Source organism: Aerococcus viridans, from assembly GCF_002871935.1.
Lineage (GTDB): Bacteria > Bacillota > Bacilli > Lactobacillales > Aerococcaceae > Aerococcus > Aerococcus viridans_B.
This window is the reverse complement of the sequence record NZ_PNHQ01000008.1, coordinates 23,987-45,153: the sequence shown is the minus strand read 5'-3', so window position 1 is coordinate 45,153 and position 21,167 is coordinate 23,987. Positions and strand designations below refer to the sequence as shown.

General features: G+C 38.5%; 19 protein-coding genes and 1 other annotated feature. Of the genes, 16 read left to right on the top strand and 3 right to left on the bottom strand.

Going from position 1 to position 21,167, the window contains the following annotated elements; genetic code table 11:
• Nucleotides 1-242: 242 nt before the first annotated feature.
• A complete protein-coding gene (locus CJ191_RS04435; protein ID WP_102199097.1) occupies nucleotides 243-1,394 on the top strand; it encodes a pyridoxal phosphate-dependent aminotransferase in 1,152 nt (383 codons plus the stop codon).
• A gap of 336 nt (nucleotides 1,395-1,730) precedes the next feature.
• Here the strand turns inward: CJ191_RS04435 and CJ191_RS04430 are convergent, their stop codons facing one another.
• The 3 genes from CJ191_RS04430 to CJ191_RS04420 form a co-directional block, all read right to left on the bottom strand.
• Nucleotides 1,731-2,570 carry an aldo/keto reductase gene (locus CJ191_RS04430; protein ID WP_102199096.1) on the bottom strand — a complete coding sequence of 280 codons (840 nt, stop codon included), beginning with the start codon at nucleotides 2,568-2,570 and terminating at the stop codon, nucleotides 1,731-1,733.
• A gap of 73 nt (nucleotides 2,571-2,643) precedes the next feature.
• Nucleotides 2,644-4,035 carry an HD domain-containing protein gene (locus CJ191_RS04425; protein ID WP_070467215.1) on the bottom strand — a complete coding sequence of 464 codons (1,392 nt, stop codon included), beginning with the start codon at nucleotides 4,033-4,035 and terminating at the stop codon, nucleotides 2,644-2,646.
• A 62-nt stretch (nucleotides 4,036-4,097) separates the two neighbouring features.
• The gene (locus CJ191_RS04420; RefSeq protein WP_257994123.1) at nucleotides 4,098-4,970 is read right to left on the bottom strand and encodes a lipoate--protein ligase family protein; all 873 of its coding nucleotides are present in this window, start codon (nucleotides 4,968-4,970) and stop codon (nucleotides 4,098-4,100) included.
• Between the two features lie 169 nt (nucleotides 4,971-5,139).
• Between CJ191_RS04420 and CJ191_RS04415 the strand changes: the two genes are divergently transcribed.
• From CJ191_RS04415 to CJ191_RS04335, 15 genes are all read left to right on the top strand, one after another.
• Nucleotides 5,140-5,592 carry a DUF1934 domain-containing protein gene (locus CJ191_RS04415; protein WP_102199094.1) on the top strand — a complete coding sequence of 151 codons (453 nt, stop codon included), beginning with the start codon at nucleotides 5,140-5,142 and terminating at the stop codon, nucleotides 5,590-5,592.
• Nucleotides 5,593-5,662: 70 nt separating this feature from the next.
• A complete protein-coding gene (gene rpoE / locus CJ191_RS04410) occupies nucleotides 5,663-6,238 on the top strand; it encodes a DNA-directed RNA polymerase subunit delta (RefSeq protein WP_070467210.1) in 576 nt (191 codons plus the stop codon).
• Nucleotides 6,239-6,470: 232 nt separating this feature from the next.
• Nucleotides 6,471-8,072, top strand: a complete 1,602-nt coding sequence (locus CJ191_RS04405; RefSeq protein ID WP_102199093.1) for a CTP synthase — start codon at nucleotides 6,471-6,473, stop codon at nucleotides 8,070-8,072.
• 686 nt (nucleotides 8,073-8,758) lie between these two features.
• Nucleotides 8,759-8,999 (top strand) — a binding site (T-box leader).
• A gap of 116 nt (nucleotides 9,000-9,115) precedes the next feature.
• Nucleotides 9,116-9,592, top strand: coding sequence for an S-ribosylhomocysteine lyase (locus CJ191_RS04395; RefSeq protein ID WP_102199092.1), 477 nt, complete (start codon nucleotides 9,116-9,118; stop codon nucleotides 9,590-9,592).
• Between the two features lie 335 nt (nucleotides 9,593-9,927).
• Nucleotides 9,928-10,788: a MetQ/NlpA family ABC transporter substrate-binding protein gene (locus tag CJ191_RS04385; RefSeq protein ID WP_102199091.1), complete on the top strand. Its 861-nt coding sequence runs from the start codon at nucleotides 9,928-9,930 to the stop codon at nucleotides 10,786-10,788.
• A 1-nt stretch (nucleotide 10,789) separates the two neighbouring features.
• The gene (gene mtnN, locus CJ191_RS04380) at nucleotides 10,790-11,485 is read left to right on the top strand and encodes a 5'-methylthioadenosine/S-adenosylhomocysteine nucleosidase (protein WP_102199090.1); all 696 of its coding nucleotides are present in this window, start codon (nucleotides 10,790-10,792) and stop codon (nucleotides 11,483-11,485) included.
• Between the two features lie 485 nt (nucleotides 11,486-11,970).
• Nucleotides 11,971-12,678 (top strand): orotidine-5'-phosphate decarboxylase, encoded by a 708-nt coding sequence (pyrF, locus tag CJ191_RS04375; RefSeq protein ID WP_102199089.1) that lies wholly within the window; start codon nucleotides 11,971-11,973, stop codon nucleotides 12,676-12,678.
• Nucleotides 12,679-12,690: 12 nt separating this feature from the next.
• A complete protein-coding gene (gene pyrE / locus CJ191_RS04370) occupies nucleotides 12,691-13,332 on the top strand; it encodes an orotate phosphoribosyltransferase (protein WP_070468789.1) in 642 nt (213 codons plus the stop codon).
• Nucleotides 13,333-13,459: 127 nt separating this feature from the next.
• Nucleotides 13,460-14,770: an MFS transporter gene (locus tag CJ191_RS04365; protein ID WP_102199088.1), complete on the top strand. Its 1,311-nt coding sequence runs from the start codon at nucleotides 13,460-13,462 to the stop codon at nucleotides 14,768-14,770.
• Nucleotides 14,771-14,932: 162 nt separating this feature from the next.
• The gene (locus CJ191_RS04360) at nucleotides 14,933-15,307 is read left to right on the top strand and encodes a YbaN family protein (RefSeq protein WP_070468791.1); all 375 of its coding nucleotides are present in this window, start codon (nucleotides 14,933-14,935) and stop codon (nucleotides 15,305-15,307) included.
• Nucleotides 15,308-15,326: 19 nt separating this feature from the next.
• A complete protein-coding gene (locus CJ191_RS04355) occupies nucleotides 15,327-16,271 on the top strand; it encodes an FAD:protein FMN transferase (protein ID WP_102199117.1) in 945 nt (314 codons plus the stop codon).
• A 36-nt stretch (nucleotides 16,272-16,307) separates the two neighbouring features.
• Nucleotides 16,308-16,913: an NADPH-dependent FMN reductase gene (locus CJ191_RS04350; protein WP_070468793.1), complete on the top strand. Its 606-nt coding sequence runs from the start codon at nucleotides 16,308-16,310 to the stop codon at nucleotides 16,911-16,913.
• Nucleotides 16,914-16,932: 19 nt separating this feature from the next.
• The gene (locus CJ191_RS04345; protein ID WP_102199087.1) at nucleotides 16,933-18,213 is read left to right on the top strand and encodes an NAD(P)H-dependent oxidoreductase; all 1,281 of its coding nucleotides are present in this window, start codon (nucleotides 16,933-16,935) and stop codon (nucleotides 18,211-18,213) included.
• A gap of 248 nt (nucleotides 18,214-18,461) precedes the next feature.
• Nucleotides 18,462-19,316, top strand: coding sequence for a class II fructose-1,6-bisphosphate aldolase (gene fba, locus CJ191_RS04340; RefSeq protein WP_102199086.1), 855 nt, complete (start codon nucleotides 18,462-18,464; stop codon nucleotides 19,314-19,316).
• 404 nt (nucleotides 19,317-19,720) lie between these two features.
• Entirely contained in the window at nucleotides 19,721-21,001 is a 1,281-nt protein-coding gene (locus tag CJ191_RS04335; protein ID WP_102199085.1) for a UDP-N-acetylglucosamine 1-carboxyvinyltransferase, read from the top strand.
• Nucleotides 21,002-21,167 lie beyond the last annotated feature (166 nt).

Below are 21,167 nucleotides of genomic sequence, written 5' to 3'. Positions count from 1 at the left end.
TAGAAAAAGGGCTGAAGCATTTTTGTCAGCACATCCCTTATAATGCACTTCCTTTTCATTATATACTACCAAAAGTCAGACCCATAGCGGTAGCTTTTAAATCTTTTGTAATTTTTAAAGCTTAAGAATTGCCCTTTTACCAATAGGTTGAGAAAAAGCATCATGGTTTAACGGAATGAGTGCTACAATATAGGAAATATATGGTTGGGAAAATTGTAGATTAATGAAAGGATTTTAGTGATATGATGATCAATGAGCGATTAAAGCAGATTACACCATCAGAAATTCGGGCTTTTGATGTACAGGTTTCATCGATTCCTGACTTGTTGTCTTTTACCATTGGAGAGCCGAATTTTGATGTGCCAGAATTTGTCAAAGATGCAATGAAAGAAGCTTTGGATAAGAACTACACCCATTACGCAGCTTCGGATGGTTTACTGGAGTTGCGACAAGCGATTGCCCACTTTTACAAACGTCGTCATCAACTAGACTTAAACTGGCAACAAATTATGATTACGGTAGGGGCAAGTCAAGGGTTTATGATTACAATGATGACCTTGCTAAATCCGGGGGACAAAGTGTTGATTCCATCACCATATTTCCCTTTATATGGCTATTCTTCTATTCTTTCTGGAGGGGAAACCATTAAGGTCGACACTTCTTTAGATGATTTCATCTTGACACCTGAAGTTTTAGAAAGTCAATTACAAGCACATCCTGAAGTTAAACTATTGATGTTAAACTATCCCAATAATCCTACTGGTACTTGCTACTCTAAAGACCAAGTAAAGGCTTTAGCGGATGTTTTACGTAGATATCCGGATGTCTATATTTTATCTGATGAAATATATGGCGATTTAGTTTATGAAGATGATCACTATTCAATGGTACAGGAGTTACCAGATCGGACGATTTTACTTGCAGGAGCATCAAAATCTTATGCGATGACTGGTTTTAGGCTTGGTTTCTTACACATTCCTTCGCACCTATACGAAGAGATGTTTAAAATTTTCCAAACCATGGTAACGTGTGTATCAACGCCGGACCAATGGGCTGGTGTCGCAGCTTATAATGATGGAGATCAAGCTATTGATGAGATGAAGGCAGCATATGATCGACGCCGCAAGATGATTGTAGAACGAATGTCTGCTATGGGTATAGATATACCGCATCCAGCAGGGGCCTTTTACGTCTTCCCTCGTATACCAGCTAAATACGGTGATGATGACCAAACCTTTGTTTTAGATTTAGCAAGAAAAGCCAAAGTTGGTGTCATTCCTGGCTCTGCTTTTGGACCAGGAGGTCAAGGTTACTTCCGTTTCTCATATGCAGCATCCGACGAGGATATCGCAGTCGCTATGGACAGGATGGCAGCCTTTATGCAAGACATATAGTGGATGATGCATAAGAGGTGAGACAAAAGTCGTTTAGAATTGACGTACTAGACTAAAAGCCGAACAATAATGAAATGTTATTGGAGACATTTGGGCAGTCTCGGACAATGCTGACTTTTGGAACCAAATTATAAACGTTCTTATATAGCAAAGAGAGGCTGAGACATTTTTGTCCCAGCCTCTCTTAGTGCCTTTAAACTGGCTTTAATACCTACAAGACAGTATTCACCAGTAAGATCAGAAGCAAGAAAACCTGTAATGAAAGTAGCTTAAATAATTCAACTATTTAAAAGCGTAGAGGATGTGGCCGAAATACGACATTCTCTACGCTTTATTTCATTTGCTTAGAATTTGTTTGACTCTTTCTGGATCCCAATGAGGGGGTTGATTTGGCTGACCAGTATCTAAAGCTTTTAACTTAGCCATATCATCTTTTGATAATTCAAAGTCGAAGATATTAAAGTTTTCATCCATTCGTTTTTTATGGGTAGTTTTTGGAATCACTACATAACCTGATTGTAGTAAGAATCGCAGTCCAATTTGACTATTAGATTTACCGTATTTGTCACCAATAGCTTTAATTTCTGCATGGTTAAAGAAATCATGATTCCCTTGTGCAAGTGGACCCCAAGCTTCAAGCACAGTTCCGTAAGGTGCCATCACTCTTTGTAATTCTTCTTGTTGGTAGAAAATATGTGTTTCCACTTGGTTGACCATTGGCTTGATATCTACAAAGTGTACGAAATCTTGGTAGCGTCCAGGGTAAAAGTTGGATATTCCAATGGCCCGGATAATCCCTTGACGGTAATGTTTTCCTAAGGCCCGCCAAGCACCAAAGTAATCACCAAATGGCTGATGTAATAAGACTAAATCTAAATAATCAGTCCCTAAGCGGTTAAGAGAGCCTAAAACAGCATCATACGTTTTCTCTTCTCCGTAATCACTTGGCCAAATTTTTGTAGTTAAGAAGATTTCTTCACGTGGTACATCTGACTTTGCTAATCCTGAACCGACAGCCTCTTCATTTTGGTAGAATTGGGCTGTGTCAATAGACCGGTATCCTGATGCCAAAGCATCTACAACGGACCGTTCACATTCTGAATAGTCTTTGATCAAAAAGACACCAAAACCTAGTTGGGGCATATCTACACCATTGTATAAGCGAATATTTTCCATATTGCCACCTCCATTATCAATATTATAAATGAAAAAGCTTACAAAGTTAACATGTAAGCCTCCTGCTATCTCTTTATAGCAATGTGTCTCGTAAATTCTCATCCAATGGGGTAATTGTACCTGTTTTTGTCATAGCGTGAATCTGTTTTAAGATTGGTTCGAATAAGGTAATGTTATCGCGGTTTTTCCCATAAAATAATTCGTTTGGTAGAAATAATCGTTCATCACCGCGTTGCTGTCCAGTAAAAGCTGCAATCAAACTAGAAGCTTGTGATAGCTCAATCATATGGCCATTCTTCTCAACCAATTCAATTTGAGTGCGCGGTTTCTCTGCACTAGGTCGGTAGAAATCATATGGTAAGTCAAAACGCGAATTCATCGCTACGTAATAACGGATGTCATAGCCTAATTTACCAACCAAATCAATTAAAGTTTTAAGGTCAGCTTGGTTTTCGTCTACATTATAAGTAACTGACTTAAATGGTTTTCGGTTGATGAAGCGGTCAGCTAAGTCCCGCAATACGGGATCTTCTGCATAGACAACCCAGTGTTGGAAATAGGTTTGTAAGACGCCATCATCTAAGCGCAGATAGTCTTCAAGTGTCCAATCCTGAGTGAAAAATGGTTCTAGAAAAGGTGCATAAGTATCTCGACTGATAAAAGTATCTTTTGTTAAGAACAACTCCTGTGCTCGTTTCAGCAAGTGATGTAGTAACATTTCCATACCTCTTGATACAGGATGAAAATAGACTTGCATATACATCTGGTAACGGCTAGTAATATAATCTTCTACAGCATGCATACCATTATAAGCAAAGCGAATACCGTCCTCATAAGGTTGCATCACACGTAGGATCCTACTCAAATCAAAATTACCGTAATTCGTCCCAGAAAAATATGAATCACGTAAAAGGTAGTCCATTCGGTCCGCATCAATTTGACTAGAAATCAACTGGACTACTTGCGGATTAGGATATGTTTTATCAATCACAGCAGCTACTTGGTTAGGGAAGTCGGCTGCTACACTACGTAATACCTGGTTGACTTCAGTCGCTTCAGATAAAATAATTTCTTGTGTCATCTTTTCGTGGTCGGTATCGAAAATATTTTCAAAAGTATGTGAGAATGGGCCATGACCAATATCATGTAAGAGTGCGGCACATAAAACCAACAGTCGCTCACTATCGTCCCAAGCACCACCATCTTCTACCGCATCATTACGTACGAATTTATCACAAATCTTTCGAGCAATCTCATAAACACCTAAAGAATGGCTAAAACGAGAATGCTCTGCTCCGTGGAAGGTATAAGAAGCCGTTCCCATCTGCTTAATTCGACGAAGCCGTTGCATTTCCTTAGTATTAATTAAATCCATAATGACTTGATGTTGGACATGTATATAGTCATGTACGGGATCTCGAAAGACCTTCTCCGGTATACGTTTACTAGCCTCTAGAATACTCATAAAAACCTCCTTTAATAAACGCTTCTTTACTATATTTATACGTGAAAAAGAACGATTCCTGTCTACTTGTCAGCCAATATATCGTAGAGCGCTTGGTTGCGCTTTTGCATCCGCTCAATATATGTCGCCGTATCTAATTCGCTATGTTTTCTTTCGCTTAAGTTGACACCAGCATGAGCGATAACTGCTAGCAATTGCTCCATAAATTGCTCAACGGAATCAATGTTTGAAAAGTCAGACAGATTCGCCATGACACTAGGATCAACTTGAGGATAGCGCCCTTTTTCATCTTGGTCCGCATGTCCCTTTTGATACATATCAGCGATTAATTGTCCGCGACTGGTTTGATCACCAGTAATTGACATGTAAAGATAAATACCTACCGCATGCCCAATTCGACGTTGGGCGATGCCGGCTACCTTTTGCTCATTAATCGATACATCATATTTCCCTGGACAGTACGATGTTGCTACTTCCCCGACCTCTAATATAAGTCCGTATTCATCCATCATCTCTTGTAGAAGGGCAACAATGAATTCATAAGCTTGGTCAATGGTGAAGGCATGATTTTGTGTATCCATTAATAGGGTTACATTTAAGACATTTGGGTCTGAAACTACCGCTAGTCCCCCAGCAGGACGTACCACCGGTAAAATATTCTGGCTTTTATATAACCAAGTTATGGCCTGGTTAAATTTGGGTAAGCGAGTATCCATGCCACCAAGAATTACTGTTGGGCGTGTTGGCCAAAAATGAATAGCTAATGGAGCTTCAAAATTCCCTTGATTGATTGCATTTAGGATAGCATCGTCTACCGCAAAGGGCAGTAAAACTTGGTCTGCCTCATTTAAATTATAGGCATCCTGATTTTTAGTGATATCTTTATAGACCGCCATATTTAGCGGTTTGTCGCTTGTTTTAAAAACATCAAACATGATGTGAAAGTCCTTTCCACTAATTTGCTTATATTGTAACATAAAAGTAGCTATTTCCCCTATTTGGCGGTGGTTTCACCAACATACAATCTTTGAAGTCCTAGGGAATCATGTTAGAATAGGGAGGGTAAAATATGCATACAATGATGAATTTAGAGGAGGTTGCCAAATGGCAAATGCTGGTAAACAAGAAATTCAGTTAAAGGTTAAAAACTATATCCAGCAAGATCGTGATGGACAACAAGTGCAAGAGGAATTCACCACGAAAACGAATGGTTATTACTATGAAGTAGGCGAGGCTATTTATGTTGAATATGAAGAAAAAATCACCGAAAATATCATAGCGGTTCGTTTAAAATTTGAAGCTAACGACAAAGTGACTATCCGCCGTCAAGGGAATGGTATAGAAACGACAATGCATTTGGTCAAAGGTAAAAAGACAGATATCCTTTACCATATGACAGATACGCAAGCAATTACTTTCCAAGGACAATTAAATTTACTTACTATAAACCAAAACGATGCGGAAACCTTTAATGCCCGGGTGGCATACAACTTATATCAATCAGAAGAAATGATTGGTCAATACCAAATCGAATTGCAAACAAGGGTTCATGTGTAGTAATATATAATGGATATACTAGACGATTAATCACAGTGCGTTGATTATAAGGCGAAAGGATGAACTAGTAGTGGAATTAAAAGGATTTGCTGGTCAAAACAAAGAACAGTTATCAATGGTTGAAGTCGCATACCAAATTTTATTAGAAACGAATAATGTATTCGAGTTCAATGATTTATTAGCTGAAATTCAAGATTTCTTGAATATGCCACAAGATGAATTAGAAAATAGAATGGCGAATTTTTATACAGAAATGAACTATGACGGTAGTTTTATCTCTTTAGGTGAAAATCGTTGGGGCTTACGTGAGTGGTATGCAGTTGATTCAATTGATGAAGAAATTATTTCGTCAATTGATGATGACGAGATCAAGGCTAAACATAAAGGTAGTAAGAGTCTATTGGCTTCTGTTGAAGATGAAGACTTAATTGATTATGCATCTGATGACCCAGAAGATGTGGACTATGTTGAAGACGAAGAAGATTACGATGATGATGAAGATGAGGAAGACGAAATCTCAGCTTACTCTTCTGATTTAGGTGAATTAGGAGACGATGAGGAAGAAGACGATCTTGAAGACGGTCTTGAAGGCGACCTTAGCTTAGTCGATGAAGATGATGATGAGGAAGACGAAGAAGACTTCTAACAAAGATTTCGAAATCTCTATAAAAAAACATGTTGTTTTTCCTTGACTCGAATAAGTAAATGAATTATCATTCTTTTTGGGCACTTTAGTTTCGTTACTGAAGTGAGATGAACACGTTACTCCCTGTCTTTCCTAGGAAAGATAGGGATTTTTTTATTTTTTCTAAGGAAATAGTTATTCGCATCTCCCTTCTTATTGTAAGCATAAAAATTTTTAGAAAAGGAAGGTTATCATGACAAAGTATATTTTTGTAACCGGTGGGGTAGTTTCTTCAATCGGTAAAGGTTTAGTGGCAGCATCTTTAGGACGTTTATTAAAAAATAGAGGTTTAAAAGTAACCATTCAAAAATTTGATCCATACATTAACGTTGACCCAGGTACAATGAGTCCTTATCAACACGGGGAAGTATTTGTATTAAACGATGGAACTGAAACGGACTTAGACCTAGGTCACTATGAACGTTTTATTGATATCAACTTAAATCAATATTCAAACGTAACGACTGGTAAAATTTACTCTGAAGTGATCAATAAAGAACGTCGTGGGGACTACTTAGGGGCAACTGTCCAAGTAATTCCACACATCACTGACGCAATCAAAGATAAAATCTTACGTGCAGGTGATACAACAGGCGCTGATGCCGTGATTACTGAGGTTGGTGGTACTGTTGGGGATATTGAATCAACACCATTCGTTGAAGCATTACGTCAAATGCGTTCACAAGTTGGTGCAGATAATGTTTGTTATATCCACACTACTTTACTACCATATATTGCAGCAGCTGGTGAATTGAAAACAAAACCTACGCAACACTCTGTTAAAGAATTACGTGGTATGGGGATTCAACCTAATATCTTGGTGGTACGTTCAGAGCACCCACTACCAGACGGTATGACTGCAAAAATCGCACAATTCTGTGATGTTGAAGAAGATGCCGTTATTGAAAACCGTGATGTAGAAACAATCTATACTCTACCACTGCGTCTACAACAAGAAGGGTTAGATGACAAAGTATGTGAAGTTTTAGGTCTTGACGAAACACCAGAAGCTGATATGCGTGAATGGCGTAACTTTGAAAACCGTGTACTAAACCTATCTAAGAAAGTGAAAATTGCTTTAGTAGGTAAATATGTTTCTCTTCAAGATGCTTATCTTTCAGTAGCCGAATCATTACGTCACGCTGGATATGCGCATGACGCTGAAGTGGATATCGATTGGATCGACTCTGAAACCATTACTGCAGAAAATGTACAAGAAATCCTAGGTGATGCTGACGGTATCTTAGTACCAGGTGGATTTGGAAATCGTGGTATTGAAGGTAAAATCCAAGCAATCAAATATGCACGTGAAAACAATGTGCCATTCCAAGGTATCTGTTTAGGTCTACAAGTAGCGTCTATTGAGTTTGCACGTAACGTCTTGGGATATACTGATGCCAACTCTACAGAAATCAATCCAAATACTGAACATCCAGTAATTGACTTGATGACAACACAATCAGGACTAGAAAACTTAGGTGGTACGCAACGTTTAGGTTTATACCCATGTGCCCTTAAAGAAGGTTCTAAAGTACGTGAATTATACAACAATGAAGCGCTAGTGGAAGAACGCCACCGTCACCGTTGGGAATTTAACAATGCCTACCGTGAAGAATTCGAAGCAGCAGGTATGATCTTCTCTGGAACATCTCCAGACGGCAATTTAGTTGAAATCATTGAAATTCCAGATCATCCATTCTTTGTGGCATCTCAATTCCACCCAGAATTTATCTCGCGTCCAAACCGTCCACAAGCAATCTTTAATGGCTTTATTGGTGCAGCATTAGAAGCATAACACTGCTTAAAAAAGTTTATTTTAACTTGTGAAAACACAATAAAAACCTACTCCAAAAACTTTAGAGAGTAGGTTTTTTGATTTCATTTACAAGCTGTCAGCTAATTCCTCCTAGGTATTAATACCTAGGAGGAATTAGCGAAATAGACAGCTCTTTTTTGTTGATTTTACTAGGTTATCGTTTATAAAAGGATTATGCAGAACAATGGCTGTTAAGGAATACAGCACACAATCAAGGACAAAGAAATACCAGACATTAAGTCATCCGTTAAGGACCGACTAAGAAAATCTGACAAACAGTTACCAAATATCGGTGAACTGCTTACTACTTACTAAATCTGATGGACTCAGTCGTTGTGTTGCAACCGAAGCAATGTTACATAAGTGTTACGTCAACTGACAAAATATCATCAAACCAAACTCACCACCAAAAAGAAGGGCTCCAATATAGAGCTGCTTGATAATCAAGATGGCATCACCTACTTCAGTACCGATACCCCCGGATTTTTTCTATTGAACCTAATGTATCATAAAGTAAACACCTCTAGGTAGTATCGATTACGTAGGGAGGGAAACATTACGCATAATAGTAATGATTTAGAAAATTAATTATAAATTAGTGAATTACTCATCATTTTATCTTGACTTTCTTATAATTTATCTGATATAGTCATTGCAATTAATAATTAAACACGATGAAAAAGAAAGTAAAGCTTTTGTTTTTTTCTAGAGAACCTCGGTAGCTGAAAAGAGGCAAAGAACAAATGCTTGAAAATGGCTTTAGAGTGGATTCTCTGAATAATTAAGAGAATATGGGAGATGTTACGTTAGCAGACAGCAGTCTCCACTGTAGTGGGAACTGAATGAGGCAGTATTTCGCGAGAATGCTGTAAATTAAGGTGGTAACGCAGTTTTTATGCCCTTAGATATTTTTTGATATCTAAGGGCTTTTTCTATACCTAGGTAAAGGAGGGAAGGTAAGTATTGTCAAGTAAGTTGAATTGTCGATGGTGAAAAATAGCAAAATTTAGGAGGAGAAGAAAATGGCAGAAGTTGAAAGTTTTACATTAGATCACACGAAAGTTAAAGCCCCTTATGTCCGATTAATTGCAGAAGAGGTAGGAACGAAAGGCGATGTGATCGCCAATTATGATTTACGATTGTTACAACCAAATGAGAAAGAAATGCCAACAGCAGCGATTCATACATTAGAACACTTACTTGCAGATTTATTGCGTGATCGCTTAGATGGCATCATTGATATTTCTCCATTTGGATGTCGAACAGGATTTCATTTGATTACTTGGGGAGTCCCTAGTGCGACCGAGGTAGCGCAGGCTTTAACCGAGGTATTAACAATCATTGCAAATGAGTCACAATGGGAAGATGTTCAAGGTGTTGGTATAGAAAGCTGTGGGAATTATCGCGACCATTCACTATTTGGTGCCAAGGAGTATGCCAAAATCGTTATTGAAGAGGGAATCAGTGACGATGCGTTTCAAAGACATGTGGTGAAATAGATGTATTTTGACACTTTAGCATAACAATTTGTGCTAGTTATCGGCTCAAAATAAGGATTTAGTGAGGTGGTTGTACAAACCTTTTTGAAAGATCAAGCAATTGTAATTGCAGCTGATATTGGCTTTCAAGAGTCAATGTTTTGATGAATCACCGATTAGTATTATCAAGTCAACGTGGATGTTGGAAGGGAAACTTCGTTAGTGGCTATGGCTAAGCAACTAATCGAACGCAAATTATCATTTTATTTTTGGCTAGTCCGCTAGCAAGCTATATGACTGGTCAAGCAATCAATGTAACTGGTGGCATGACGATGCATTAGGAAGGAGCAAAATAAATGAAAAAAATGATTAAAGGGATTGGTTTATTGACAGTGGCGCTAATGCTAACAGCTTGTAGTAATCAAGAAACTGCCAATACAGCGGAATCAACTGAGAATTCAACAATCGTGGTTGGGTCAGTCGGTACCGATGCAGAAATCTGGACACATATCGCAGAATCTGAGGCTGCAAAAGAAGCGGGATTAAAAATTGAAGTTAAAGAAATCACCGGTGGACCGACTGCCAATCAAGCCACTGTAGATGGTGATGTGGATGTAAATGCTTTTCAGTCAATTGGATACTTAGAAAGCTTTAATGCGGAGAGTCCTGAACAATTAGTACCGATTGCGGCAACTTATGTCGAACCGATGGGTATCTACTCTGATAAATTTACAAGTATAGATGAGATCGCAGATGGCTCAATAGTAGCGTTGGCTGACAATCCCTCAAATACTGCAAGAGGATTACGCTTATTGGAAACGGCTGGTTTAATTAAGTTAAAGGATGACTTTGATGATGGAACAGGAACAACTAGTGATGTAATCGAAAATCCCAAGAACTTAGAATTTACACTCATTGATGATTTAACTGGTCCACGGGTTTTACCGGATGTTGACTTGGTTTTAATCAGCAATACGATTGCCCTTGAAGGTGGCTTAAATGTTTTACAGGATTCCATTTTTCATGAAGAGGCGGACACGGCTATTCGAGAAACAATCAATGTTTTAGCAGTAAAGGAATCTCGTAAGGACGATGCTGCTTTAAAAAAATTAGATGAGTTGTACCATGACCCTGAAATTCAAAGCTATATTGAAGAAAAATTTGAAGGAACAAAAGCGGAAGTAACTACACCAATCGCAGAGATATGGGGGAACTAAGATGAGAATAGCAGTAGTTGCAGCAATGGAAGAAGAGTTAGCACCCTTTCGTAATTTTTATGCTTCCACGGTTATTTGGCAAAAGGGAAAAACAATCATTGAAAAGGTTCATGAAGACTTATATTTGGTAGTATCAGGGATTGGCAAAGCTAATGCAGCCGCAACTGCTGCTTGGGTTTGTCAGCAGTTGTCGTTAGATCTCCTAATAAATACGGGGTCAATCGGTTCCTTCCGTAAAGAACTTCCTCTGGGTAGTATTGTTTTCACTGATCGGTTCGTCTATAGTGATGTGGACGCAACAGGGTTTGACTATGCTTATGGTCAGGTACCGCAAATGCCAGCGGACTATCCAGTTTCAGAAACGCTTCTGGCGATCATTAAGCAAGTGCTTACCCAAAATCAAATTTCCGCCTTTCAAGGAACTATTGGGACTGCTGATTCCTTTATGAGTGATGAATTAGCTGTTTCAGCAATCAAAAAGGCATTCCCCTTGCTTACAGCGTCTGATATGGAAAGCTGCGCGCTTGCGCAAATTGCAAGTTTTTATGAGATTCCGGTAATCAATGTCAGGGGGATTTCAGATCATGTCGGAGAGCATGCACCAGCTACTTTTGATGATAATCTTGAGTTTGCTGCCAACCAAGCATTTCACGCAGTTCGTAGTCTAATCGATTTTTGGCAACAAGACCTAAGTTGATATAAGGCTAGAGAAATTCGTATGAGAAGCATAAAGAACATTTCTAAATTTTTTAAACGAGCTTTTTCTAACAAGCGAGCATATCAAATTTTGATTCATAATTCCCATAAAATATAGCACCTCTTTTCGTATATTTTGTATGTGGGAAAGAATTTTTTATAGGGATGATGGTTGATTTGACAGTCTTTAATTATCATTGTAAATATTTATTAAAATATATGTTGACTCTTTCTTTCTAAGTCGGTACAATAGCCAACAGAGTAAAAACAGGGGAAACTGCACTAGCGTATGGATGCCCTGAACATGAGAGCTGTTCGCTTACAAGAATAACCATTATTATTTTGTCAGTGAACAAATTTTAAGACCAGCATCCGCTAGTATATAATCAGCAACCTTGTTTCGTTGTTGGTTATTTTTTTTGCCCATTTTTAGATAAATGAGAGAATAATGAAAAGAAAACAGAGAAATATGAGAGGAAGTGCCACGTGGATCCGAAGAAACCAATTATTGCCTTAGATTTTCCTAATCAAGAAGAGGTATTTGCGTTCCTTGATCAGTTCCAAGGTCAACAACTAAATGTAAAAGTAGGTATGGAATTGTTTTATGCTGGAGGGACAGCTTTCTTAAATGCGCTACAAGCAAGAGGTCACGACATTTTCTTGGACTTAAAATTACATGATATTCCAAATACTGTGGAGCGAGCAATGGCGATTTTAGCCAGTACTGGTGTTGCAATGGTCAATGTACACGCGGCAGGTGGGAAAGAGATGATGCAAGCAGCACTTCGTGGTTTAGAGGCAGGTTCGACAGGTAAACGGCCTATGTTAATTAGTGTTACTCAATTAACGTCCACTTCTACTGAGCAAATGAATGAAGAACAAGGTATTCCTGGTGAAGTATTGGGTTCCGTATTGCGTTACGCTAAATTAACGAAAGCAGCCGGCCTTGATGGTGTAGTGTGTTCACCACTTGAAGCAGCAGCAATTAAAGATGCCTGTGGTGAAGACTTCCAAACGATTACACCGGGTATTCGTCTAGCGACCTCTATTGCGGATGATCAAAAGCGGATTATGACGCCAAGTCAAGCAGCCCAAAGCGGTTCTGACTACATCGTGGTGGGACGACCAATTACACAAGCGGATAATTCAAAAGTGACTTATGACCAAATCACTACTGATTGGTCTGGACAATAAGGAGGGCGCGAGATGACAGTAGCAAAAGCTGATTTAGTAGCACAAAAATTATTAGAAATTAAAGCAGTGAATTTTAGTCCTGAGACGCCATATACTTGGGCAAGCGGACTTAAAGCACCGATTTATACAGATAATCGATTAATCATGTCCTACCCGAGTGTACGTACAACTGTAGAAGATGCACTTGCAGAGTTGATTAAAGAAAACTTTCCCGATGTAGATGTGATTGCAGGAACAGCGACTGCGGGTATTCCTCATGCGGCCTTTGTCAGTGAACGCTTGGATTTACCAATGATTTACGTGCGTTCTTCAGCTAAAGACCACGGTAAGCAAAACGCAATTGAGGGGGCTTTGAAACCTGGTGTTAAAGTAGTGATTATTGAAGATTTAATTTCAACAGGTGGAAGCGTCATTACAGCAGCAGATAAAATTCAAGAAGCAGGCGGAGAAGTCATTGCAGCAGTAGCGATTTTTGACTACTTATTAGGAGCAAGTAAAGAAGCCTTTGAAAAAGTGGGTTATCCTTTGATGACATTAACGAATTACGTGAAGATTTTGGATTATGCAGTAAAAGACCCTAAATTATCACCGTATTATGACAAGTTGATGGATTGGTATAAGGATCCGAAAGCTTGGTCAGAGATTCACGGTTAATGTGGATAATTCTACTATATAAATAGCTTTACCAGATTGACGACCTTATTTTTTTTTTGCCCATTTTTATTTTTATGGTGATTAAATGAGGGAATTACATCAGTTTTACCAAAAAAGGAGCACAAAAATGGAAAAAACAATCGAAAATAATGCAAGTAAAGATGCGTTACAAGCGGGAGATCACAAGTTAAATAAATCGCAACGTAATGCCTTGATTGCGGCTATTGTTGCATCGGGGACAGATGATTTGAACGTGATGTTCTTATCATTTTCAATGTCATCTATCATCAGCCAATTAGGAATTTCCAGTGTAGCTGCCGGTTGGATCGCGACAATTACCAATTTAGGGATGCTAGCTGGCGGTTTATTATTCGGTGTCTTAGCTGACCGCTGGGACAAGATGAAGGTTTTCTACTTAACGATTCTTACTTTCTCTATTGCAACAGCTTTAATCTTCTTCACGCCAAACATTCAATACCTATACCTATTACGCTTCATCGCTGGTATTGGTGTAGGTGGTGAGTATGGAGTAGCAATTTCCATCATGGCTGGACTTGTGCCGGCTAAACAGTTAGGGCGAATTTCATCCTTAAATGGGATTGTTGGTCAAATCGGCTCCATTAGTTCGGCGCTTCTAGCAGGTTTTATTGTACCAACACTGGGTTGGAGAGGGTTATTCCTATTTGGTCTCTTACCAATCTTAGTGGTGATATGGGCGAAATTAACTATTAACGAAGATGAATTAGGGATTAATACGGATGAAGTCACGGAAGACCTAGTAGATATTAATGAAAATGAAAAACCTTCTATTAAGGAATTATTTAAGACTCCAGGGCAAACCTATCAAACTATCGTCTTAATGGTGATGACAACTGTACAAATTGCGGGTTACTTTGGCATGATGAACTGGTTACCTACAATCATGCAAGAACAAGTTGGTGTGACAGTTTCTGGGTCATCTACTTGGATGGTAACGACAATCTTAGGTATGTGCTTGGGAATGCTGACATTTGGGCAAATTTTAGATAGATTAGGCCCAAGATTGTCTTATGGTATGTATTTAATTGCATCAGCAGTTTCAGTGTATCTGTTCACCTTTGCCAATTCAGCATTAACAATTTTAATCGGAGGCGCTATTGTAGGTTTCTTTGTAAATGGTATGTTTGGTGGCTATGGCGCAATGATTTCTCATTTGTATCCATTCAAAGTAAATGCTATTGCCAATAATACTATCTTGAATGTTGGACGTGCAGTGGGTGGTTTTTCATCAGTTATTATTGGTTTCATTTTAGATGCTTCAAGTGTAGGTATGGTGATGCTTTTCCTAGCAAGCCTTTATCTATTTAGCTTCATAGCTATGATGAGTTTACCACAACTAAAACGAGCAAACTATGAACAATACCAATTAAATATTCGCCATAAGTCGCTAGATAAGTAATACAATTTTGTTTTAGATGAGAATAAAACAAGACATATTTTAGAGGATACAACACAAATGTTGTATCCTCTTTTTAATAATTGGTTATTGGTTGACGAAGAAAGTATAATTTAGTAATTTGAAATAGACCTATCATGTGAATATATTTTCAAGAGGTGAGGCATGGAAATGAGAACTCTTAAAGAGAAGGCTTTTCTAATATTGGGCTTGTTAAGTGTGATCCTAGGGAGTGTAGGCGTCGTATTACCTGTTTTACCGACAACCCCTTTCTTGTTGCTCGCTGGCTGGTTGTTCACGCGAAGTTCACCGCGATTTAAAAACTGGTTAGAATCTACTCGTTTGTATGAACGGTATGTTGGTGACTTTAAGCGACAAGGTGGTATCAGCAGGCGCAAAAAAATTCATATCCTAACGACAACTTATCTTGTGATGGGTTTATCAATGTTCCTTATGCCATTAAGATATGTACAAATTTTTGTAGGCATTTGTGGTTTAGTTTTTGGTTACTTCCTACTATTTAGGGTAGAAGAGGTTTAAGGAGTTGGAGGCTAGTGATTTGGACTTTGAAAAACGTCATTCTATCAATTTGATGGGTACGACGATTGATTTGATGGTTGATCATCCAAATAGTAATGCTTTATTACTTGCTGCAGTCCAGCGTTTGTTTCAATTGGAAGCGCGTTTTTCGGCGAATGACCCATCTTCTGAATTAATGGCGGTTAATCAAGCAGCAGGATTAAAGGCTGTACGCGTTCATCCAGAGCTATTTCATCTCATTCAAATCGGTAAAAAAGAAAGTATTGCATCAGGGCGAAAGCTAAATATAGCAATTGGGCCTTTAGTTAACTTGTGGCGGATTGGTTTTGCGGATTATCGTAAACCTAGCCAGCAAGAGATTGATGACCGACTGACTTTAGTAGACCCGGATGAAATTCATCTAGATGAAATAGAAAGTACAGTTTACCTTTCTAAGCCAGGGATGTCGATTGACTTAGGTGCGCTTGCAAAAGGGTATGCGGCAGATCAAATTATCGCTTATTTCAAAGAGCAAGGCGTAGCCAGGGCATCTATTAATCTTGGTGGTAACCTTAGATTCTATGGCCATCGACCCAATCATGCAGAAAGTACACAATGGCGTATAGGTATCCAGGATCCCGACCAAAGGCGTGGTTATAACAAGGCCATTGTCGATTTGAGTAACCAATCAGTTGTAACGTCTGGAGATTACGTACGCGTATTCGAACAGGATGGGCATCTTTACCACCATATTTTAGATTCTACAAATGGTAAGCCCTTTCAAGCGGACGTTCGCAGTGTCACTGTGGTAAGTGAATCTTCTTTAGACGGTGAAATATGGACTACTCGGTTGTTTCCCTTATCTAAGGAAGCAATTATCAATCAAGCAGAAAAAATAGACCATATTGAAGTGTTGGTTGTTGACCAACAGGGACAGGTTACCTATACATCTGGTTTAGTGGGCAAAGTTGAACTTATTTGTTAGCAGGCTATATTTCTACTATAGAAAGGACAGAAAATCATGAAGCATATTATCGGAATCGTAGGTACAAATTCTAAGAAATCTACTAATAGAAAACTTCTGAAATATATTCAGAAACATTTTGCAGATCAAGCTGAAATTGAATTATTGGAAATTCGTGATTATCCCCTATTTACTAAACCAGAAGATAAGACACTCCCAAGTATCGTTGAAGAGGATGCTAAAAAAATCGAGCAAGCAGATGCGGTTATTATTAGTGCTGCAGAATATAATCATTCTATTACGTCTTCACTAACTAATGCCTTACATTGGTTAAGCTATTATATTTATCCCTTAGCAGATAAACCAATTATGATTACTGGTGCTTCTAACGGTCGTTTAGGATCTTCTAGAGCACAAATGCACTTACGCCAAATTTTAGACTCGCCAGATATTAGGGCGCGTGTGATACCAAATTCAGAATTTCTATTAGGACATTCTTTACAAGCATTTGATGATGATGGCGATTTAAGTGATCAAAAAACTGTTGAACAATTAGAAGAAATTTTTAAAGAATTTATTCAATTTATTGATCATACACAAGAATTTACTCAGCTAAGAACCGAGACAAAAGCTGCTGCTGAAAACTACGAGTGGACTAAGTAGAAAGGACTAGGGTGACAAAATGAAAATTGTTGGTATTGTTGGCTCAACTGCTGAAAAATCATATAACCGTTTATTGTTACAATATATTCAAAGAGAATTTACTGATTTATTTGATTTAGAGATTCTTGAAATTGACCAAATACCTTTATTTAATCAAGATAATCCAGAATTAGCAACAGAAGGACCTGTTCATACCTTGAACCGGAAAATTCGTCAAGCCGATGGTGTAATTATTGCTACAGCGGAGCATAATCATACAACACCAGGGCCTTTGAAGAGTGCATTGGAATGGCTATCATTCACAATTCATCCATTGAAAAATAAACCTGTAAAAATCATTGGCGCTTCTTATCTAGACCAAGGAACATCGCGGTCACAATTACACTTACGTCAAATTCTTGAGGCACCAGGAATCGATGCTTTAGTAATGCCAGGTCAAGAATTCCTATTGGGGAATTGTAAAGAGGCCATCAACGCTAACGGTGATTTAGTCGACCCTAGCACTGTCAGCTTCTTGAAAGGTAGTTTAGAGAAGTTCATGAAGTACGTCGAATCTGTTCAACCACTTAAAGATAACCCTGTATTCCCTGAGGAAGATTTAACGGCTACTAAGCATTGTGACACAACTATTGAAGGTGTAGACATGACTGCACCAGATTGGGTTGAGCAAGCAGCAGAGAAGGTTGGTGCTGTTGAAGGGGATACTTATGTTAAATTAGACCGTGGTTTATTAACCGTAAATCAATTGAATTGGTTCTTAAAGACCATCCCTCTTGAATTGACTTATGCAGATGAGAACAACCAGTATATTTACTATAACCGAGTGAAACCTGGTCAGGATATGTTCGCTTCTCGTTACAAAAAAGATGTTGGTAGCCCACTTGGTACCGTTCACCCGCCACGCGCAATGAAGAATGTTTCTTGGGTAATTTCTCAATTGCGGTCAGGAAATATGGAAGGGGTTCATGTACACGTACCAATCCATAAAGATAACTATGTTGTTCACAATTATGTAGCGATGCATGATGAAGATGGTAAGTATCGTGGCATCAACGAGCATGTTTTAGACTTGCAACCTGTAATTGATTGGTATCTAGCGCAAACAGGACAAAAGTTAGTGAAAATTGAGGAAGATACAACGGATGCTTCAACAAGTGCTTCAATGAATGGTGCTTGGAGCCACGATGATAAAAACACAGTGGAAGCTGATGCTGAAAGTGGTGCAAGTGATGCAGAAGTAGCAGAAACAACCCCTGCAGCTAGTGGTACTGATGAGGATACGAGTGCTAGCCAGTCTTAGTCAGTATAATAGTCTAGTTTAAATTGGAAATAATCACTGTTAGTCAAAAAATTTACAAACAAATAGGATTATCATTGCATAAATTGCACTATACTAATGATGAATACAGTGTATGCGTTTCCTGAATGGTGTTTTATGGCATCATTTAACATTTTGTTTTTTGTGAGACAAAACTCTTGTAAAAAGCAATTGATAAGGGTTACAATAGGCACGAGCACATCAAAATTAAAAATCAGGGGGAACTATATATGCCATTAGAAAATATGGTCGACATGCTGAAAAAAGCGAAAGACGGTCAATATGCAGTAGCACAATTAAACATTAACAACTTAGAATGGACTCAAGCTGTTTTAGAAGCAGCTCAAGCAGAAAACTCACCAGTAATTTTAGGTGTTTCTGAGGGTGCTGGTAAATACATGGGTGGCCCAGAAGTTGTTGCCGCAATGGTTAAAGCTTTAATTGAAAATATGGAAATCACTGTTCCAGTTGCTTTACATTTAGACCACGGTTCATCTTTTGAAACTGCTAAACGTGCAATCGACGCTGGATACTCTTCAGTTATGATTGATGGTTCTCATCACCCAATCGATGAAAACATCGCTATGACTAAAAAAGTTGTAGAATACGCACACGAACGTGGTGCTTCTGTTGAAGGTGAAATCGGTACTGTTGGAGGTACTGAAGACGGCGTTACTGCTGGTATCAACTATGCAGACAAAGAAGAATGTAAACGTATCGTTGATGAAGCTGGTATCGATGCATTAGCTGCAGCCTTAGGTTCAGTTCACGGTCCTTACCAAGGTGAACCTGTTTTAGGTTTCGATGAAATGAAAGAAATTTCTGAATACACCAATACACCATTAGTATTACACGGTGGTTCAGGTATTCCTGAAGAGCAAATTAAAAAAGCCATTGAACGTGGACATGCGAAAATCAATGTAAATACTGAATTACAAATCGTATTTACTGCTGCAGTTCGCGAAAACTTAAATAATGATGATAAAGTTTACGATCCACGTAAAGTTTTAGCACCAGGTAAAGCTGCAATTGTTGAAACTGCTCGTGAAACATTACGTATGTTTGGTTCATCAAACAAAGCATAATTCATTTTAGCCAGTGGATTTCCGCTTAATACATCCTTTTTGGAGCAATGACCTGTGGGGTTGTTGCTCTTTTTTGTATGCTAAAAATTAAAATTTGACGTAAAAGCGCTTTATCAAGCATTTTTAGTTTTTTCTGATGCATCGTGACTTCATGGGCTATAATAGACTTATAACTAATGATATATATGAAAAATTTTACATAGAAGTTAAAAAAACCATTAAAAATGACGGGAATGGTAGTTATCTCATAGAGAATTAGGTATAATCAATTTTGCATTATCTATCGTATAATCGGAATATTTTGCAAAAAAAGCGTACTTGGTGATGATAGATAATTATTGAATCAAACTTCAACTAAATATAAGCATTAGATAAAATGAAAATGACGAATGAGGGGTTTTATAATGGAAAAATTTATCATCAAGGGTGGTAATCCGTTAAAGGGTGAGATTACAGTTTCAGGAGCGAAGAACAGTGCAGTCGCACTTATTCCTGCAGCGATAATGGCGGATTCACCGGTAGTAATTGAGGGTGTACCGGAAATTGATGACGTATTCGCTTTAATTGAGATTTTGAAAGACTTTAACGTGGATGTAGCGTTTAATGACCATGTAATGCGCATTGACCCGACTAATATGAAAAATATCCCAATGCCTGATGGTAAGATCCAAAGCTTACGGGCATCTTATTATTTCATGGGGGCCTTATTAGGAAAATACGGCGAGGGTGTTGTTGGTTTACCAGGTGGCTGTAACTTGGGCCCTCGTCCAATGGATTTACATTTAAAGGGCTTTGAAGCTTTAGGTGCAGAAGTTAGTAACGAATTAGGTGCAATGCATTTAACGACAAATGGTAAAGGGTTGACTGGTACTGAAGTTTATCTTGATGTTGTTAGTGTTGGTGCAACCATTAATATCATGTTAGCAGCATCCCGTGCTAAAGGCACAACGGTGATTGAAAATGCGGCGCGTGAGCCTGAAATTATTGATATTGCAATGCTTTTAAATAAAATGGGCGCTAAAATTAAAGGCGTAGGGACTTCTACAATCCGTATTGAAGGTGTAGATACCATGCACGGTGCTTCTCACCAACAAATCCCTGACCGGATTGAAGCGGGTACTTATATTGCAGCCGCTGCTGCGCTTGGTCAAGGTATCACAGTTCATAATGTGATTGCGGAACATATCGAAAGTTTCTTAGCAAAATTACGGGAAATGGGCGTTAAAATGGATGTAAATGATGATTCAATCTATATTCATCCAAATGACGGTCAATTAAAAGTGGTAGACATCAAAACAGCCCCTTACCCAGGTTTTGCAACAGACTTACAACAGCCGATTACGCCATTACTACTATCAGCAACTGGTAGTGGTCACTTAGAGGATACAATCTATCCTAAACGTGTTAAGCATGTACCGGAGTTAGTGCGTATGGGTGCAAATATTGCTGAAAATAATGATCAAATTACCTTTAGTGGGCCTAACCAATTGACTGGGGCAACTGTAACGGCTTCTGACTTACGTGCAGGTGCCGGTTTAGTCATTGCGGCAATGATGGCTGAAGGTGAAACGGAATTATATGGTGCTGGTAACATCTTACGTGGTTATGACCACATTGATGAAAAATTGTCAGCGTTAGGTGCTGATATTCAATTGGTACAATATGATGATTCAACAGTGAACTAATGTTTTCACTGTAGTGGTTGTATGTGAGGACTGTGGCTAATAGTGGCGCAGTCCTTTACACTTTTATTTTAATGATAGCAAGTCCTCTTTGAACACTTCTTTAGATCTAACGACCAGCTAGCTGCTTTATAGCTAGTTTTATGTAAAGATTACTCAGCTTCTACGC

What these genes read in the sequence shown, in the direction of transcription:
- CJ191_RS04435 (WP_102199097.1), top strand. Translation starts at nt 243, where the DNA reads ATGATGATCAATGAGCGATTAAAGCAGATTACACCATCAGAAATTCGG.
- CJ191_RS04430 (WP_102199096.1), bottom strand. Translation starts at nt 2,570, where the DNA reads ATGGAAAATATTCGCTTATACAATGGTGTAGATATGCCCCAACTAGGT.
- CJ191_RS04425 (WP_070467215.1), bottom strand. Translation starts at nt 4,035, where the DNA reads ATGAGTATTCTAGAGGCTAGTAAACGTATACCGGAGAAGGTCTTTCGA.
- CJ191_RS04420 (WP_257994123.1), bottom strand. Translation starts at nt 4,970, where the DNA reads ATGTTTGATGTTTTTAAAACAAGCGACAAACCGCTAAATATGGCGGTC.
- CJ191_RS04415 (WP_102199094.1), top strand. Translation starts at nt 5,140, where the DNA reads ATGGCAAATGCTGGTAAACAAGAAATTCAGTTAAAGGTTAAAAACTAT.
- CJ191_RS04405 (WP_102199093.1), top strand. Translation starts at nt 6,471, where the DNA reads ATGACAAAGTATATTTTTGTAACCGGTGGGGTAGTTTCTTCAATCGGT.
- CJ191_RS04395 (WP_102199092.1), top strand. Translation starts at nt 9,116, where the DNA reads ATGGCAGAAGTTGAAAGTTTTACATTAGATCACACGAAAGTTAAAGCC.
- CJ191_RS04385 (WP_102199091.1), top strand. Translation starts at nt 9,928, where the DNA reads ATGAAAAAAATGATTAAAGGGATTGGTTTATTGACAGTGGCGCTAATG.
- mtnN (WP_102199090.1), top strand. Translation starts at nt 10,790, where the DNA reads ATGAGAATAGCAGTAGTTGCAGCAATGGAAGAAGAGTTAGCACCCTTT.
- pyrE (WP_070468789.1), top strand. Translation starts at nt 12,691, where the DNA reads ATGACAGTAGCAAAAGCTGATTTAGTAGCACAAAAATTATTAGAAATT.
- CJ191_RS04365 (WP_102199088.1), top strand. Translation starts at nt 13,460, where the DNA reads ATGGAAAAAACAATCGAAAATAATGCAAGTAAAGATGCGTTACAAGCG.
- CJ191_RS04360 (WP_070468791.1), top strand. Translation starts at nt 14,933, where the DNA reads ATGGAAATGAGAACTCTTAAAGAGAAGGCTTTTCTAATATTGGGCTTG.
- CJ191_RS04350 (WP_070468793.1), top strand. Translation starts at nt 16,308, where the DNA reads ATGAAGCATATTATCGGAATCGTAGGTACAAATTCTAAGAAATCTACT.
- CJ191_RS04345 (WP_102199087.1), top strand. Translation starts at nt 16,933, where the DNA reads ATGAAAATTGTTGGTATTGTTGGCTCAACTGCTGAAAAATCATATAAC.
- fba (WP_102199086.1), top strand. Translation starts at nt 18,462, where the DNA reads ATGCCATTAGAAAATATGGTCGACATGCTGAAAAAAGCGAAAGACGGT.
- CJ191_RS04335 (WP_102199085.1), top strand. Translation starts at nt 19,721, where the DNA reads ATGGAAAAATTTATCATCAAGGGTGGTAATCCGTTAAAGGGTGAGATT.